At 64.0% G+C, this 15,239-nt stretch carries 18 protein-coding genes; 6 read left to right on the top strand and 12 right to left on the bottom strand.

Annotation, left to right across the window (positions count from 1 at the left end; genetic code table 11):
* Window positions 1–3 precede the first annotated feature (3 nt).
* Both tolQ and ACWAT4_RS06250 read right to left on the bottom strand, forming a co-directional pair.
* Window positions 4–720, bottom strand: a complete 717-nt coding sequence (gene tolQ, locus ACWAT4_RS06255) for a protein TolQ (protein WP_057759169.1) — start codon at window positions 718–720, stop codon at window positions 4–6.
* 499 nt (window positions 721–1,219) lie between these two features.
* Window positions 1,220–1,981 (bottom strand): serine O-acetyltransferase, encoded by a 762-nt coding sequence (locus tag ACWAT4_RS06250; protein WP_449730059.1) that lies wholly within the window; start codon window positions 1,979–1,981, stop codon window positions 1,220–1,222.
* A gap of 294 nt (window positions 1,982–2,275) precedes the next feature.
* Here ACWAT4_RS06250 and ACWAT4_RS06245 point away from each other — a divergent pair, with 294 nt between their 5' ends.
* Complete coding sequence (locus tag ACWAT4_RS06245) at window positions 2,276–3,439, top strand: acyl-CoA desaturase (protein ID WP_449730058.1); 1,164 nt, start codon at window positions 2,276–2,278, stop codon at window positions 3,437–3,439.
* A gap of 121 nt (window positions 3,440–3,560) precedes the next feature.
* Here the strand turns inward: ACWAT4_RS06245 and ACWAT4_RS06240 are convergent, their stop codons facing one another.
* The 6 genes from ACWAT4_RS06240 to ACWAT4_RS06215 form a co-directional block, all read right to left on the bottom strand.
* Window positions 3,561–3,818 carry a hypothetical protein gene (locus tag ACWAT4_RS06240; RefSeq protein ID WP_212425925.1) on the bottom strand — a complete coding sequence of 86 codons (258 nt, stop codon included), beginning with the start codon at window positions 3,816–3,818 and terminating at the stop codon, window positions 3,561–3,563.
* A 66-nt stretch (window positions 3,819–3,884) separates the two neighbouring features.
* Window positions 3,885–4,055: a hypothetical protein gene (locus tag ACWAT4_RS06235; protein ID WP_212425924.1), complete on the bottom strand. Its 171-nt coding sequence runs from the start codon at window positions 4,053–4,055 to the stop codon at window positions 3,885–3,887.
* A gap of 349 nt (window positions 4,056–4,404) precedes the next feature.
* The gene (locus ACWAT4_RS06230; RefSeq protein ID WP_449730057.1) at window positions 4,405–4,887 is read right to left on the bottom strand and encodes a DUF2852 domain-containing protein; all 483 of its coding nucleotides are present in this window, start codon (window positions 4,885–4,887) and stop codon (window positions 4,405–4,407) included.
* Window positions 4,888–5,007: 120 nt separating this feature from the next.
* On the bottom strand, window positions 5,008–5,760 hold the full coding sequence (locus ACWAT4_RS06225; RefSeq protein WP_212298247.1) for a TetR/AcrR family transcriptional regulator: 753 nt from the start codon (window positions 5,758–5,760) through the stop codon (window positions 5,008–5,010).
* 95 nt (window positions 5,761–5,855) lie between these two features.
* A complete protein-coding gene (locus ACWAT4_RS06220) occupies window positions 5,856–6,218 on the bottom strand; it encodes a hypothetical protein (RefSeq protein ID WP_449730056.1) in 363 nt (120 codons plus the stop codon).
* A 20-nt stretch (window positions 6,219–6,238) separates the two neighbouring features.
* Window positions 6,239–6,643: a YciI family protein gene (locus ACWAT4_RS06215; RefSeq protein ID WP_449730055.1), complete on the bottom strand. Its 405-nt coding sequence runs from the start codon at window positions 6,641–6,643 to the stop codon at window positions 6,239–6,241.
* Between the two features lie 375 nt (window positions 6,644–7,018).
* Between ACWAT4_RS06215 and ACWAT4_RS06210 the strand changes: the two genes are divergently transcribed.
* From ACWAT4_RS06210 to ACWAT4_RS06195, 4 genes are all read left to right on the top strand, one after another.
* Window positions 7,019–8,683 (top strand): methyl-accepting chemotaxis protein, encoded by a 1,665-nt coding sequence (locus tag ACWAT4_RS06210; protein ID WP_449730054.1) that lies wholly within the window; start codon window positions 7,019–7,021, stop codon window positions 8,681–8,683.
* A 190-nt stretch (window positions 8,684–8,873) separates the two neighbouring features.
* Complete coding sequence (locus tag ACWAT4_RS06205; protein WP_212298250.1) at window positions 8,874–9,662, top strand: SDR family NAD(P)-dependent oxidoreductase; 789 nt, start codon at window positions 8,874–8,876, stop codon at window positions 9,660–9,662.
* Window positions 9,663–9,802: 140 nt separating this feature from the next.
* The gene (locus ACWAT4_RS06200; protein WP_212298251.1) at window positions 9,803–10,240 is read left to right on the top strand and encodes a hypothetical protein; all 438 of its coding nucleotides are present in this window, start codon (window positions 9,803–9,805) and stop codon (window positions 10,238–10,240) included.
* Between the two features lie 699 nt (window positions 10,241–10,939).
* Window positions 10,940–11,095, top strand: a complete 156-nt coding sequence (locus tag ACWAT4_RS06195) for a hypothetical protein (protein ID WP_433995238.1) — start codon at window positions 10,940–10,942, stop codon at window positions 11,093–11,095.
* 97 nt (window positions 11,096–11,192) lie between these two features.
* Here the strand turns inward: ACWAT4_RS06195 and ACWAT4_RS06190 are convergent, their stop codons facing one another.
* The 4 genes from ACWAT4_RS06190 to ACWAT4_RS06175 form a co-directional block, all read right to left on the bottom strand.
* Entirely contained in the window at window positions 11,193–11,606 is a 414-nt protein-coding gene (locus tag ACWAT4_RS06190) for a VOC family protein (protein ID WP_212298253.1), read from the bottom strand.
* A gap of 39 nt (window positions 11,607–11,645) precedes the next feature.
* Window positions 11,646–12,182 carry an SRPBCC family protein gene (locus ACWAT4_RS06185; RefSeq protein ID WP_449730053.1) on the bottom strand — a complete coding sequence of 179 codons (537 nt, stop codon included), beginning with the start codon at window positions 12,180–12,182 and terminating at the stop codon, window positions 11,646–11,648.
* Window positions 12,183–12,309: 127 nt separating this feature from the next.
* Complete coding sequence (locus ACWAT4_RS06180) at window positions 12,310–13,605, bottom strand: RNA polymerase sigma factor (RefSeq protein ID WP_212298255.1); 1,296 nt, start codon at window positions 13,603–13,605, stop codon at window positions 12,310–12,312.
* Entirely contained in the window at window positions 13,602–13,970 is a 369-nt protein-coding gene (locus tag ACWAT4_RS06175) for a YciI family protein (protein ID WP_194466203.1), read from the bottom strand. The genes ACWAT4_RS06180 and ACWAT4_RS06175 overlap by 4 nt, the downstream gene beginning before the upstream one ends.
* Before the next feature lie 143 nt (window positions 13,971–14,113).
* Between ACWAT4_RS06175 and ACWAT4_RS06170 the strand changes: the two genes are divergently transcribed.
* Window positions 14,114–15,079: a 2-hydroxyacid dehydrogenase gene (locus ACWAT4_RS06170; protein WP_449730052.1), complete on the top strand. Its 966-nt coding sequence runs from the start codon at window positions 14,114–14,116 to the stop codon at window positions 15,077–15,079.
* Window positions 15,080–15,239: the final 160 nt, after the last annotated feature.

The raw sequence follows: 15,239 nt of genomic DNA, 5'->3' as shown, positions 1-15,239 counted from the left end.
CCCTCAGCCCCGCTCGTCGATCTGGCGGGACAGGATGGCCGAAAACTCGTCAGCGAAACCCTCGAGCCGCTGGGCCTGCCGGTTCACCTCGGAGGTGAACTTATTGTAGAAAATAGTGGCAGGAATGGCGGCGATAAGGCCGACCGCGGTCGCAAACAGCGCTTCCGCGATACCGGGCGCCACGACCGCCAGAGAGGTATTTTTCGACGCAGCGATCGACTGGAAGCTCGACATGATGCCCCAGACCGTGCCGAACAGGCCGACGAAGGGGCCGGCGGAGCCGACGGTGGCGAGCACCAGCAGGCGGCGCTCCAGCCGCTCGACCTCGCGGGCGATCGAGACGTTCATGACCTTGTCGATGCGCATCTGCAAGCCCGCGACCGAGCGGGCGTGGCTCTCGAAGGAGCGCTTCCATTCGCGCATCGCGGCGACGAAACAGGCCGCCATGGAATGGGTCGGCTTGGCCGAGAGCGTGCGATAGAGCTCCTCGATCGACTCCCCGGACCAGAACGCCTGCTCGAAGCGGTCCATCGAGCGGCGGGTGCGGGCATAGAGGAAGATCTTGTCGATCGCGATGGCCCAGACCCAGACCGAGCAGGACAAAAGGCCCAGCATGACGCATTTCACGATCCAGTGAGCCTGCCAGAACAGCGCAATCAGCGACACGTCGGCGGAGGCGGCAACCGGAAGGGCGGACTGAGCCATTTCGGCCGGATTCATCAGTAGTATCCTCTCAAGACGATCGTTTTTGGCGATCGTTACCTATGTCCCGGCTAGCCAAATGGCGAGCGGTTCCCCAATAGCCGCGCTAGAACCGGCGCGGCCGGCAAGCCCGCTCAAAGCCTTGTCTTTCTGGGGTACAGGGGGCTTGTCCAAAGCCGCCGCCTGCATTCCCTGCCAAGATGTCAAAACTAAGGGCCTCGACGACAGCTCCGGGCGCGATTGTCCATGATTACCAGAGCCCGGCGATGGTTAATGCCGGGTTACCAGGGACGAATTTGGCTGCGGGAAAGGAAGGCAGCGCAGGGGGATGGCGCGTGTCGGGCGCGGGGCCGGAGGTCGCAGGGTGCGGCGTGCTGCGCCGCGTATTGAGCCTTGCAGCAGGCACGGCCAGGACCTGTCGCGTCGCCCGGAGGAACCAGCCCCTCCCCAGAGAATTGGCCCGAAATCACTCTTGGCGAGGATTTGCCACCGCCGCGCGGCTTGAGCGAGGCGCGCGTCAGGCCACGCGTTCAGCGCAATTGGCCAGCCGCGCAGGATTGCCAACCGCGGTGCAGCCGCCGGGGACATCCGATGTCACGACCGTGCCGGCGCCGATCTTGGCAAAATCGCCGATGCGGATGTCGCCGAGAACGCTGGCACCGGCGCCGATATAGACATGGCGGCCGATACGCGGCGAGCGCGTCGGCAATTCACTGCTGCGGCCGATGCTGACGTTTTGCAGGATGGTGACCTCGTCGCCGATCACGACATGGGCGCCGATGACGATGCCGGTGGCATGGTCGAGATAGACCGCCGATCCGATCGTGGCGGCGGGATGAATGCTGACCTGCAGGACGTTCGAGGACTCGTTCTGAAACAGCAGCGCCGCATCACGATGGTCATGACGCCAGAGCCAGTGCGAGACGCGCCAGGCTTGCAGCGCGACATATCCCTTGAAATGCAGGAGCGGCGGCAACAGGCCGGCAATGGCGGGATCGCGGCGTACGATGGCCTGCAAATCATGGCTGGCCGCTTCTATCAGATCCGGCTGGCTGCGAAAGGCATCGCGGGAGAATGCAATGAAACGTTCGCGCTCCGCGGCGCTGGCGCCAAGCCGGCGTCCGATCAGATCAGCGAGCGCCGCCGCGAAATCATCATGGGCAAGAATGGCGCCGGCAACGGCCTTGCCAAAGATTGGATCCGCGGCGGCGGCGCGCTCCGCTTCGCCGCGAATGCTTCGCCAGAGGCTGTCGCTCGCCATGATCGCAGCTTCCGCCATCGTCGCCTCCGGTATTTTGATGCTTCCCAATATAGGTCGTGGGCAAAGCAGCGCCAGCGGCACCGCCGAGCCGAGCATGATGCCGCAGCTCCCCGTGAGGCTACGAGCTTGCATGCCAGAGGCCCGCGACCCTATAGTCCGGCGGATTTTCGGCCGACGCTGTGTTGGCCGGGAATGTCGAAAGCATCTCAAGCCCGCGCGGTGGTCCGCCATCCGCGGGTTTTTCGTACCCGGTGGCCTCCTGCGCTACCGACACCAGTCCCTGATCCCCTCATCCGAGGTTACGCCAAGAACATGTCGCCCAACGCGCCCGCCGACGACCAGCACGACGACATCATGTACCCTTCCGCCGTGCCGTTCCTGCTGGTCCATCTCGGCTGCTTTGCGGCGATCTGGTCGGGCGTCACGTGGCAAGCCGTCGCGATCTGCGGATCGCTGTATGTCGTGCGCATGTTCGGGGTCACGGCGGGCTATCACCGCTATTTCTCCCACAAGGCTTATGCGACCAGCCGGGTGTTTCAGTTCGTCCTGGCCTTCATTGCGCAAAGCACCGCACAGAAAAGCGTGTTGTGGTGGGCGGCCAAGCACCGACATCATCATCTGCATTCCGATACTGAACACGACGTGCATTCGCCGCGTCAGCGCGGCTTCCTGTACAGCCATCTTGGCTGGATCTTTTACCGGGAGCACGACACGACCGACCTCGTGAAGGTCGGCGATCTCGCAGTCTATCCGGAGCTGATGTGGCTGCATCGGCTGGAGCTTCTGCCAGCCGTGACGCTTGCGGTGCTCTGCTTCCTGGTTGCGGGCTGGCCGGGTCTGGTCGTCGGCTTCCTGTGGAGCACGGTGCTGGTTTATCACGCGACCTTCTGCATCAATTCGCTCGCCCACGTGCATGGACGCAAGCGCTACGTGACGGGCGATGATTCCCGTAACAACTGGCTGCTGGCGCTGCTCACTTTGGGTGAGGGCTGGCACAACAATCACCACGCCTACCAGAGCAGCGTGCGACAGGGCTTTCGCTGGTGGGAAATCGATGTGACCTTTTACGTCCTGACGATCCTGTCCTGGTTCGGCATCGTCTGGAACATGAAGGCGCCGCCGGAGCAGGTGCTGCGCAACGAACAGCCGCTCGGCGCGCGCGTCATCAATCGCGCCGCCCGCGAGCTTGCCGGGCGGTTCGATGCGCACGCTCTGGCGCACGCGATCTCGTCGGCCCTGCACCGGGCCGATCCCGCCCAACTGCACCTGCCGACGCTGCACGACATCCTCAATCGCGCGCATGATGGCGTCGATGCGCTCACGCATCTGCATCTGCCGAAGATTCCGACCCGCGACGAGTTCCTCACCGAAGCCAAGGCGATGTTCGCGCGAACGCGATCCCTCAACGAGATCGTCGACCACGCTTACGAGCACTTCCTGACGTCGGTGCGCGCGCAGCTCGCGACAGTGCGCTGAAGCGCGCGGTCATCGCGCGCGTTGCCTGTCCGCGTTCGCTTGCGCAAATCGAACGCATAGAGCCAGCCACCCGCCGCGACGAGGGCGGGCAGGATGAAGAGCGCGATATCGCTGAGCAGGATCATGGCTCGAGGCCCGCTTTCGCAAAAATGATGGCGCGGCTGAGCGCAAGCGAGGCCAGAAAATAGAGAAAGCAGCCGAGAAAGAACTTCCAGGATTCGCCGACCTGCCAATGCGGATAGAGCTCAACCTTGGTCGGCCATCGATTGAGGAATGCGATCGCCATCGGAATAAAGCCGCCGAACCGGTCGAACAGCGCGCTGACGCGCTCCAGCAGCGCGATGCGCTGGTCGATCTGCTTGCGTTCGGCGTTGGTCATGGTGGGACCTGTTGGCGCGCTGGGCAGCGTTGTCAGGGTTTGGTCGTGCCCCGCGGGAAACAGGTTCTATGGCGCCGGGCGATCTTGGGCATGGCTGGATACGACACCGCAAAACTGACGGCCGCAGACGCGCAAATGGCAGTCGGGATCGCCCGCGCAGCTGCCATAGACGAAGCTGATATAGCCCAGCACCACCAAGGCGGTGACGCCGAGCAGCAGGCGGGTGGTGAAGTCCATGACGCGTTTGACCCAGACATGAGATGTGTGTCGGCCGAAGCGGCACACGCAACTCTTAGTGTCGGGTAGCGCAGCCGAGGTTCTGGCTCCGCGGAGCCCCTCAGACGCTCGATCGTCTCCCTCTCCCCGTTCTTACGGGGAGAGGGTTGGGGTGAGGGGCCTCTCTCCACACGCTCGATCGACGATGGACCTGTACTCCCTCACCCGAATTCGATCTGCGATCGAATTCGACCTCTCTCCGCAATCGGGGCGAGGTGAAAAACCAAACCGCCCGCCTGCGGGGTGCGCAGGCGGGCGGCTCGGGGCCGTCAGGACTTTGGGGGCATGCGCCTGAAGGCTTTGAGAGGTATCAGCCCTGCTGCTGGTCGGTCGGCGGCGGGGTCGGACGCGTCTTGTGCTGGGCCATGAACTGGTCGAACTCTTCCTTGTCCTTGGCGTGACGCAGACGGTCGAGGAAGTTCTTGAACTCGACCTGCTCCTCCTCGAGCCGGCGCAGCGTCTCGCTGCGATATTCGTCGAAGGCGCGGTTGCCGGAGGTCGGCGGGCCGAAGCCAAAGCCGCCGAAGCCGCGGCGCTCCATGCGGTCCATCTTGTACTGCATCCGCTCCATCTTGTTCTGCCAGCGATCCGAGTTGCTCCAGCACGACATTCTTCTGCTCCCGAGTGTGAAAAAGAGAAGGGCAAGTCCGATCGGCCACCAGATGATGAAGCCGAGGATGGTCACGGCAATCCAGCCAGGATGCCAGGGTGTATCGAGCATGTGAGGCCGCTCGTACGATTGCTGTTGGTCCGAGGGGCCGCGCCAGCGATTGACATCAGCGGTGTAGGCCATTTCCCTTCTCCATCACGGCATCGCGCCGTTGTGAATGTAAATAACATTTACATAGCTAGACCATCCCGCGATTTTGTCAAGCTGGCGGCCCTGCACGCCTGCGGAATTATTTGCGCAACTTTATTTCGGCTTGCCCCAAGGACCAGCTGGAGCGCCGCCCGGCGGCACGCCGGAACCGGAGGCCGCCTCCGGTGGCACCGGCGGCGGCTCGGCGCTTTTCGCTTGCGGCCTGCGGTCGGTCGGGAAGCCAAGGCCGCGCAGATAAATCAGCACTTCGGCCTCCAGCAGCTCATCCGGCGACATCGGCAGTTTTCGCCGCGCGGCGTCGCCACGCGAGAACAGCGAGGCGACGCCGTGCGCCATCGACCAGATGTGCAGCGCCATCATCATCGCCGGCGGGCGCGGCGTGCCGGGCGGGGCGAGCGCCGCAAGCCGCTCGGCGGCGGCGCGAATGACGTTGAAAGCGCGCTCGCTTGCGGCCTGGAGCGCCGCATTGGCATCGACGGGCAGACCGGATTCGAACATCGCGTTGTAGAAAGCGGGCTCTTCGCGGGCAAAGGCGAGATAGGCCCGGCCGACGCGCTCGAACGCCGTGACGGTGTCCGGGCGCCCGTCGTCCCAAGCTGCGGTCAGCCGCGATTCAAACTGCTCAAAACCGCGCTGGGCGATCGAGGACAACAGCTCGTCACGGTCGCGAAAATGCCGGTAAGGCGCCGCCGCGCTGACGCCCGCCATGCGCGCGGCATCGGCAAAGGTGAATCCGGCCGCGCCCTTCTCGGCGATCAGCCCGAGGGCGGCCTGCAGAAGTGCTTCCTTCAGATTGCCGTGGTGATAGCCGCGCTCGGCGCGGCGCTGCTCCTTGCGCCAGCTCATGTGAACGATCTTTACATGAGCTGGTGGTGAAGGTCACTAGCGGCAACGGGTTTTGGTGAACCCGAACTTGTGCGTCTGCGACGATCCGATGAGCCCTAGCCGCCCGGGATCGGCAGCACCGGCATGATCTCGACGCACTCGCCCGGGAAGATCGCGAAGTGCGGGTGATTTTCGAACATCTTGGCAGCGGCCTCATGCGAGGCGGCGCGGACCACGGTGAAGGCGCCCATCTCGTTGGCGATGTCGGCGACGCCCTTGCCGTCGACCTTCTTGGTCTTGCCGAGCGGACCGCCCATCGCCTGGATCGCGCCCTGGTGCTTCTCGACCCAGCCCTTCCAGGCCGCCATGCCCTCCATTTCCTTCGCCTTGCGCTCGGCCTCGGACATCGCGTTCCACGCAGCCCATTTCGGGCCGCTCTTGCTGCCGAGGAAGACGGCGAGATAGGTATCGGTGCTCATCGGTTTTCTCCCTTGCTCGATTAGTTCTTCAGGTCGTCGAAGCCGGCCGCAGCCGCCTGCACGTCGGGCGGAAAGTCGCTCATTTCCTGCACCTGACGGATCTCGATGATCTCATTGGCTGAGGCCGGGCACTGCTTCGCCCAGGCAATCGCCTCGTCGCGCGAGGCCACCTCGATCATCCAGTAACCACCCAGCACTTCCTTGGCTTCCGCGAAGGGGCCGTCGGTCACGACGGGCAAGCCGGTCGCAAACGAGACGCGGGCGCCCATCGACGGCGGATGCAGGCCGTCCAGCGTGATCAGCACGCCGGCATCCTTCAGCGCCTCGTTGTAGCGCATCATCGCGGCGACCCGTTCGGGATCGAGTTGCACGTCCGCCGGCGCTGTCTCGTAGCCGAGCGGGATCATCAGCATCATGAATCGCATGCGGTTCCTCACGAGCGAGCCGTCCGACCCGCGCTCACTTCTAAGACGAACGGCCTTCTACAAGGCCGACACGGCCGGGAAAATTATTTCGGAGGTCATTGCCTGGGGCCGGCGCGACTGTTGGAGCGCGCTGCGTCAACGCGCCGCGCAAATGAGCCCCCCGTACAAATACGACCCTACTTATGAATCCTACCGTGCATAAGAATCGCGAACGTGTGCGCCCCGAAGGACATGGCCGGAGCACGTTCAATTACGGAGCCGATTCCGGTTCCGGCAAGAATTTACAGTTGCTCAAGCAGCTCATGCAACTTTTCGGCTGGGGGCAAACGGGACGGCAATCCTGCCGATTCGCGTTGGGAACGTTGCGGGGCTTACGTGTTCAATTTTCAAAGCAAGAAGGTCAGGCACGCGGTCGCCGAAGTTGAAGCGCTCGACCGCTCGCAGGCCGTGATCGAGTTCGGCCTCAACGGCACCATTCTCGATGCCAACGAAAACCTCCTGAAGATGAGCGGCTACTCGCTCGCGGAGATCAAGGGCAAGCACCACAGCATCTTCGTCAGCCCGGCCGAGCGCGAGAGCGCGCGCTATCGCGATTTCTGGGCCAGTCTGAACCGCGGCGAGTTCCAGACCACACAGTACAAGCGGTTCGGCAAGAACGGCAAGGAAGTCTGGGTCCACGCCTCCTATGCGCCGCTGCTCGACGACAACGGCAAGGTGGCTTCCTTCATCAAGTTCGCCACCGACATCACGGCCTACAAGATCAAGACCATGGAAGATTCCGGCAAGCTCGCCGCGATCAACCGTGTTCAGGCCGTGATCGAGTTCAATATGGACGGCACCATCATCACCGCCAACGAGAATTTCCTCAGCGCGATGGGCTATTCGCTCGACGAGATCAAGGGCAAGCACCACGGCATGTTCGTGACGCCGGAGGACCGCGCCAGCGCAGCCTATGGAGCGTTCTGGGCCAAGCTGAACCGCGGCGAGTTCGAGGCGGCCGAGTTCAAGCGGATCGCCAAAGGCGGCCGCGAGATCTGGATCCTCGCGAGCTACAATCCGATCCTGGACGAGACCGGCAGGCCGTTCAAGGTGGTGAAGTTCGCAACCGACGTCACCGCGCAGAAAATGAAAGCGACCGACAACGACGGCCAGCTCGCCGCGATCCAGAAGTCGCAGGCAGTGATTGAATTCAACATGGACGGCACCATCCGCACCGCCAACCAGAACTTCCTCAACGCGATGGGCTATTCGCTGGCCGAGATCAAGGGCCAGCATCACTCCATGTTCGTCGAGCCGAACGAGAGGAACTCGGCGGCCTACCGCCAGTTCTGGGAGACGCTCAACCGCGGCGAATATCAGGCCGCCGAATACAAGCGGATCGCCAAAGGTGGCCGAGAGATCTGGATCCAGGCGTCCTACAATCCGATCTTCGATCTCAACGGCAAGCCTTACAAGGTGGTGAAATACGCCACCGACATCACCGCGCAGGCGATCGGCCGCAAGAAGGCCGACAATGCCCGCGGGCTGATCGAAGCGGTCGCCGCCGGCAGCGAGCAGATGAGCGCCTCGATCCGCGAGATCTCCGAGACCATGGCGAAGTCGCGCGAGAACTCCAAGACCGCGACCACCCGGGTCGACGCCGCCGACCTCCAGGCCCAGAAGCTGAACGCAGCCGCGCAGGCCATGACCGGCATCGTCGAGATGATCGCCGGCATTACCAGCCAGATCAACCTGCTCGCGCTCAACGCCACGATCGAATCGGCGCGCGCCGGCGAAGCCGGCCGCGGCTTTGCGGTGGTAGCGTCCGAGGTGAAGAACCTCGCCGGTCAGGCCAAGCAGGCGACCGATACGATCACGTCGGAAATCGACGCGCTGAACACCATCTCCGGCGACGTTGCGAGTTCGCTGACCGCCATCAAGGTCGCAATCGCCGGTGTCAACGAGTTCATCGCCTCCACCGCCGCCGCGGTCGAGGAGCAGAGCATCGTTACCTCGGACATGTCCGCGAACATGCAGCGCGCGTCGGCGGAACTGTCTTAGCTTCCACTCTATCACCGTCATCCTTCGAGGGCCGCTAAGAAGCGGCCACCTCGGGGGGGGGGGACGGATATGACCAGTCTGCCGGCTGCATTCACTCATCGTCTGCCCTCTTCCTCGCTAGGACTAAAGCGCAGTAAAAGGAGTGGGTACCTACACGCCCACCTCGTTTCGACACAGGACAAACCAGCCCATGCCACCCTCCCCGCAGAAAGTCGCCCTCGTTACCGGTGCCGCGCGCGGCATCGGACTTGCGACCGCGAAGAAGTTTCTCGCGGAAGGCTGGCGCGTCGCGCTGCTCGATATCGAGGGCGAGCTGCTCGCCAAGGCCGTCGCCGACATCGGCAAGAGCGACGACACGCAGGCGCTCGTCTGCGACGTCTCGGACGGCGCCGCGGTCGGTGCCGCGATGAAGACTGTCGAGCAGCGTTTCGGCCGGCTCGATGCGCTGGTCAACAATGCCGGCATTGCGGTATTCGCTCCGCTGATGGAGACGCCGGAGACCGACTGGCGCCGCGTGCTCGAGGTCAACCTCACGGGCCCGTTCCTCTGCACCCGGGCGGCAGTGCCGTTGATGCGCGACAGCGATGGCGGCGCCATCGTCAACATCACCTCGATCTCGGCCGTGCGCGCCTCGACGCTGCGCTCGGCCTACGGCACCAGCAAGGCCGGGCTCGCACATCTCACCAAGCAGCTCGCGGTCGAGCTCGCCTCGCTCAACATCCGCGTCAATGCGGTCGCGCCGGGGCCGGTCGACACCGCGATGGCGAAGCAGGTGCACACCAAGGAGATCCGCGCCGACTATCACGACGCCATCCCGCTCAACCGCTACGGCCTGGAGGAGGAACTCGCGGAAGCGATCTTCTTCCTGTGCTCCGGAAGCGCGAGTTATATCACCGGCCAAATTTTGGCCGTCGATGGCGGCTTCGATGCGGCAGGCATCGGCCTGCCGACCTTGCGCGGCGAACGGCGGAACGGGTAGAACCTTGTAGGGTGGGTTAGCACTGCGGCTACGCGAAGCGCGGCCGCTGCGCGTAACCCACCTCTTCTCGCGCGGCGCGAAGATGGTGGGTTACGCCTTCGGCTAACCCACCCTACGGCACTGAATTCGTGGAGTGCTTCATGCGACGCGTCACTGTCCCCAAAGCCGTTGCACTCGCTGCCGCCCTGCTCGCTTCCGCACCTGCCGCGGCCGAGATCCGGATCATCCAGTCCCCTGGCGGGCAGGTCGGACCGTTCCTTGATCTGTTCGAGAAGGTGCGCGCGAGCGGCCAGCGCGTGGTGATCGACGGCCCGTGCTTGTCGGCCTGCACGCTGGTGCTCAGCATCGTGCCAGGCGAGCGGATTTGCGTCACGAAGCGCGCGGTGCTCGGCTTTCACGCCGCACGTTCGGTCGATCGACGTGGTCGGTTCTATGCCGAGCCGGAAGCATCCGAAGCCGTGCTCGAGGCCTATCCGGGCGCGGTCCGCGACTGGATCAGCCGCCGCGGCGGCCTCACCTCACGGTTGCTCCTGCTGAAGGGCCGCGATCTCGCCGCGATCTATCCGCGCTGTCGATGATCGTCACTCTTGCAGAAAGGAACCCATCGGGCCTTCGCCCTGATTCCCAATCACTTGCGCAGTCGCAACGGTCGGCTGGCTCTGCATGCTCGCACAGGGAGCCGCGGCCGTCACAAACTGGCTGTTCCTCTACGGGAAGGCAATCTGGATCATCGGCGCGAGCTTCACGCTGGCGCAGATGAGCATTCCCCACAGAGCAAAATTGATTTGTAGCGCCGCCGCCATCGGTCGCTCCCTTCCAAGTCACGCCCGCCCTTATTTGTAGCTATTGTGAACATGATTAGCGATTCCGGCGGAAGTTCACAGCCTAATCTTGCGCCAGTTGTTGTGCGATGCGATCCGCTTCGTGTCACAAAGCCGCGCACGCAGTTCTCGCAACGTGACGCGCGTGCACGAATCTCCTTTCGGCCATGCTGGCGACGTCGTTTTCCCTCAAGTCCCAGGTAAGCGTCGCAATGCAAAGTTTTCCACGCGAATTTGCGTGGCGTATCGCACAGTAGGTTCGGCATGGCCCGGCACATTTTCGTCTTGCTCAGTTTTTGCGCAGCGCTCGCGGGATGCTCGGCCGCGCCGGCGGCGGAGCGTCGCCCAATCGCATGGGACGGGCTCGGTCGTGATCCCAATCGTCCCATTGTGACAAAGCATCGCCTTGCCAATCACACAGCACCAGAGAGCGACCCCAATGTGGAGCGGCGAAGGGTGCTCGCCACGCTGCGCCCCTATTCCGACGCATGGTGGGCTGTCCACGACGAGATCGAGGCCGAGAACGACAGGCAGCTCGGCTCGAGGCTCGTGATCTGTCGCAGTTGCGTGACGCAGCCGCCAAGCGAGGACGTGACCGGATCGATCCGCTGAGATCCTGCCGGGTGATGCGGTTCCGCGCGCCCCTCTCTCGCAAACTGTTCAAACATGGAGAGAGGGTCTCGCCGCTCAACGCATATCGCCCGTGTGCTCACATCCCTTCGGCCGGACAGTTCACCATCCAGGGAATCCCGAACTTGTCGACACACATGCCGAAGCCCTTGGCCCAGAACGTCTTGCTGAAGGGCATCGTGACGGTTCCACCGTCGGCGAGCGCGTTGAACTTGCGCTCGCCCTCCGCGGGGTCCGCGACCGTGAGCGAAATCGAGAAGCCCTGGGGCTTTTGGGCATGCTCGGGCGGTGAGTCGGATGCCATCAGCACGCTGCCGTCGGGCAGCGACATCCGCGCATGCATGATCATCTTCTCGCGTCCAGGCGATGGGCGCATATCGGCGGGCGCTTCGCTCGCACGCATCATCATCTCGATCTTGCCGCCGAGCACCTTGGCGTAATGATTGAATGCGGCTTCGCAGGTGTCCTGATAGAACAGATAGGGATTGAGCATCGTTTCTCTCCTCTTCGTTTCGCCGGACGGTGACTGACGTTACTTCTCCGTGAGCTTCTTGAGGCCCGCGAGGCCGGCCTCGAAATCCTTGCCGATCATATTGTCCATGTTGACGAAGACCTGCATCACCTTGGACATGAAGGGAGCCGGACCGTACATCGCCCATGTGACCAGTGTGGCATCGCCTTGCGGCACAAAGGTGAACTCCGCGGTGTTGTGGCCTTCGAAGGGCCGCTCGAAATCGAGCTTGATACGGAGTTTCGACGGCGTGCTCGCCTCGAGGATCTCCATATGACCGGCGCCGACATTGTTGTTGCCGTCCCAGGCATAAGTGGCACCCTTCCCGGCTGCAGTTCCCCCGAAGGAGCGCTTCATCGCGGGATCGCGCTCTTCATAAGGCGACCAGTTGGTCCAGAAGTGGAAATCGGCGACCAGCGGATAGATCGCCGCGGCCGGCGCCTTCAGCGCGAGCGAGCGCTCGACACGGAACGTGTCGGGTTTGGTCGACGCGAAAACGAAGATGCCTGCGATCCCGACCGCGAGCACGACAGCGATAATGGCAATGAATCTCAACATGGACGACTCCCTTGATCCGGGATTAAGACGAAGGGGGGTGGCCGTGGCCGACACACGGGAAGCAAATTTTTGCACCGTGCCCGCTCCGCGTCATGGCCGGGCATGACGTCGAGGAGAGAGTTGCACGCTATTTCGCCTTGACGCCCTGGCGGGCGCCGCCGCTCTTCGGCTGGCTGTCCCGGATCAGGCGATCGATGTGCATGCGGATGTGGGCGGCCTCGGCCGACGTGTTGGCGAGCGCGATGGCGCGATCGAAGGCGATGCGGGCTTCGTCGTTGCAGCCGAGTTGCATCAGGAAGGCGCCGCGCACACCGTAGAAATGGAAGTAGTTGGCGAGTTTCGGCGCCAGCGGCTCGATCAGGTCGAGCGCGGCTTGCGGCCCGCGCACCTTGGAGACGGCGACCGCGCGGTTGAGGGTCACCACCGGCGAAGGCTGCACAACTTCCAACGCACCGTAGAGCAGGTCGATCTGGGCCCAGTCGGTCTCCTCCGGCGTCGCCGCGCGCGCATGCAGTGCGGCGATCGCGGCCTGGATCTGGTAGGGCCCGCTGCGGCGGTGGCGCATCGCCTTGTCGATCAAGGCGAGGCCTTCCGCGATCATGGTGCGGTTCCACAGCGAGCGGTCCTGGTCGTCCAGCAGAATGAGCGAACCGTCTTCGGCAAAGCGCGCGGCGCTTCGCGCATGCTGCAACAAGATGAGCGCTGTGAGCCCCATGATCTCGGGCTCGCTCTGAAACAGCCGCAACAGCAGCCGCGCCAGCCGGATCGCCTCCTCGCAGAGCGGCTTGCGGATCTCGGCCGTGTCGCCGCTCGCAGAGTAGCCCTCGTTGAATATCAGATAGATCATCGCCGCGACGCCGGCGAGCCGCTCGGACCGCTCGACCGCGCCGGGCGCCTCGAACGGCGTCCCGGCTTCCGCGACCTTTGCCTTGGCGCGGGTGATGCGCTGCTCCATCGCGGCTTCCGAAACCAGGAAAGCGCGCGCAATCTGCTTCACGGTCAGACCCGAGACGATGCGCAACGCGAGCGCGATCTGCTGCGTCGCCGGCAATTGCGGATGACAGCAGATGAACATCAGCCGCAGAATGTCGTCGCGGTAATGCGAGCCGTCGAGCCGCTCGGCCAGCGCGCCTTCGGCGTCGTCGAGATCGGAGATCGCCTGGTCGTCCTCGGGCAGCGGCTGCTGCTTGCGGGTGCGGCGCACCTCGTCGATCGCGACATTGCGGCCGACCATGATCAGCCAGGCCGCGGGGTCGCGCGGCGGTCCGTTCTGTGGCCAAGTCTTCAGCGCACGCAGGCAGGCGTTCTGAAACGCCTCCTCGGCCGTATCGAGATCGCGGAAATAGCGTAGCAGTGCGCCAACCGCCTGAGGTCGCGCCGAGGTCAGCGCGGTCTCGATCCAGGCGGTGTCGGTGTCGCTCACGCCGAAATTCCTCCGGGCCGGAACACGCCGACCGGCCGCACCTCGTAGGCGCCGCCCGGGTTGGCCGCGCCAAGGTCGCGCGCGACGTCGAGCGCGTCGTCCAGGTTCTTGCAATCGACGATGTAGAAGCCGAGCAGTTGCTCCTTGGTCTCGGCATAGGGGCCGTCGAGCACCAGCGGCGGATCTTCCTTGCGCAAGGTCGCGGCCGCCGTGGTCGGCAGCAGGCGGGCCACCGGTCCGAGCCGCCCTTGGCTCGTGAGCTTCTCCTGCACCACGGCGAGCTTCTTCATCACGGCCTCATCCTGGTCCTTGCTCCAGGAGCCGACGAAGTCCTCGTCATGATAGCAAAGGATCGCATAAAGCATGGGCAGCACCTTCCCTGAACGCTTGTTTTGAAGACGATCCACTATGCCCCGCCCCGACACGGCTGCGGAAAAAATTTGCGAGAAAAATCCGTCGGATCGTGCCAAGGAGGGTTCTTGAAAGCGGAACCGACGAGGCACTTCGAATGACCCTGGGCACCCTGGCCGTCTTGATCAACAGCACGCAGCAGAACTGGCTGCCGGAGCGCTGGAAGGCCCGGTTCGACGCGGTCTGCGGCGGCCGCCGCGTCGCGCTGCTGCCGGATGCCGGGCTTGATCCGGCCGAAGTGCACTATGCCGCGGTGTGGAAGCCGGTGCCGGGCGATCTCGGCTCATTCCCCAATCTGCGGGCGATCTTCAATCTCGGCGCCGGCGTCGATGCGCTGATGGCGGACAAGAGCCTGCCCAACGTGCCGCTGGTGCGTGTCGCGGTGCCTGATCTGACCAACCGCATGACCGAATATGTCGTGCTGCACGTGCTGATGCATCACCGTCAGGAGCTGTACCTGCGCGACTCGCAGCGCACCAAGCGCTGGGAGCCGAAATATCAGTGGCCGACGAGCGCAGTCACGGTCGGCGTCATGGGCTTGGGCACGTTAGGCGCCGACGCGGCCGATGTGCTGCGGCGGCTCGGCTTCCGAGTCACCGGCTGGAGCCGCAGCCCGCGCACCATCGCCGGTGTCGAGTGCTTTCACGGCAGCGCCGGAATGGATGCGTTCCTGCGCAAGACCGACATCCTGGTCTCACTGCTGCCGCTGACACCGGACACGCACGGCATCCTCAACCGCGACGTCTTTGCAAAACTCAACCGCAAGAGCCCGCTCGGCGCGCCCGTTCTGATCAATGCCGGCCGCGGCGGCCTGCAGAACGAGGCCGACATCCTGGCCTGCCTCGACGACGGCACGCTGGGCGCCGCCTCGCTCGACGTCTTCGTGCAGGAACCACAGCCCGCCGACAGCCGGTTCTGGACCCACCCCAGGGTGGTGCTGACCCCGCACAACGCCGCCGACACCGACGCGGATGCGATCTCGGCCTATGTCGCCGAGCAGATCGCGCGGTTCGAGGCGGGGGGAGCGCTGGAGAACGTGGTAGACCGCAGCAGAGGGTACTAGGATTCGGTAGCGCGCCGCTCTTACGGTGTCGTCCCGGCGGAGGCCGGGACCCTTACCGCGTGATCTATCGATCGTGGTTGGTCGGAGTACCGAACGGCGATCTTCGTCAAACTACTCCCCGGCCTTCGCCGGGATGACCCGCGATGTTTTGGCCGATAGC

The sequence above is a fragment of the Bradyrhizobium sp. T-1 genome, from assembly GCF_053592855.1.
This window is presented reverse-complemented; position numbering and strand designations above follow the sequence as displayed.

Coding starts and splice junctions, on each gene's coding strand:
- ACWAT4_RS06170 (WP_449730052.1), top strand. CDS start 14,114: ATGACCCTGGGCACCCTGGCCGTCTTGATCAACAGCACGCAGCAGAAC.
- ACWAT4_RS06250 (WP_449730059.1), bottom strand. CDS start 1,981: ATGGCGGAAGCTGCGATCATGGCGAGCGACAGCCTCTGGCGAAGCATT.
- ACWAT4_RS06225 (WP_212298247.1), bottom strand. CDS start 5,760: ATGAGCTGGCGCAAGGAGCAGCGCCGCGCCGAGCGCGGCTATCACCAC.
- ACWAT4_RS06220 (WP_449730056.1), bottom strand. CDS start 6,218: ATGAGCACCGATACCTATCTCGCCGTCTTCCTCGGCAGCAAGAGCGGC.
- ACWAT4_RS06235 (WP_212425924.1), bottom strand. CDS start 4,055: ATGGACTTCACCACCCGCCTGCTGCTCGGCGTCACCGCCTTGGTGGTG.
- ACWAT4_RS06245 (WP_449730058.1), top strand. CDS start 2,276: ATGTCGCCCAACGCGCCCGCCGACGACCAGCACGACGACATCATGTAC.
- ACWAT4_RS06215 (WP_449730055.1), bottom strand. CDS start 6,643: ATGCGATTCATGATGCTGATGATCCCGCTCGGCTACGAGACAGCGCCG.
- ACWAT4_RS06240 (WP_212425925.1), bottom strand. CDS start 3,818: ATGACCAACGCCGAACGCAAGCAGATCGACCAGCGCATCGCGCTGCTG.
- ACWAT4_RS06190 (WP_212298253.1), bottom strand. CDS start 11,606: ATGCTCAATCCCTATCTGTTCTATCAGGACACCTGCGAAGCCGCATTC.
- ACWAT4_RS06185 (WP_449730053.1), bottom strand. CDS start 12,182: ATGTTGAGATTCATTGCCATTATCGCTGTCGTGCTCGCGGTCGGGATC.
- tolQ (WP_057759169.1), bottom strand. CDS start 720: ATGAATCCGGCCGAAATGGCTCAGTCCGCCCTTCCGGTTGCCGCCTCC.
- ACWAT4_RS06205 (WP_212298250.1), top strand. CDS start 8,874: ATGCCACCCTCCCCGCAGAAAGTCGCCCTCGTTACCGGTGCCGCGCGC.
- ACWAT4_RS06200 (WP_212298251.1), top strand. CDS start 9,803: ATGCGACGCGTCACTGTCCCCAAAGCCGTTGCACTCGCTGCCGCCCTG.
- ACWAT4_RS06230 (WP_449730057.1), bottom strand. CDS start 4,887: ATGGCCTACACCGCTGATGTCAATCGCTGGCGCGGCCCCTCGGACCAA.
- ACWAT4_RS06175 (WP_194466203.1), bottom strand. CDS start 13,970: ATGCTTTATGCGATCCTTTGCTATCATGACGAGGACTTCGTCGGCTCC.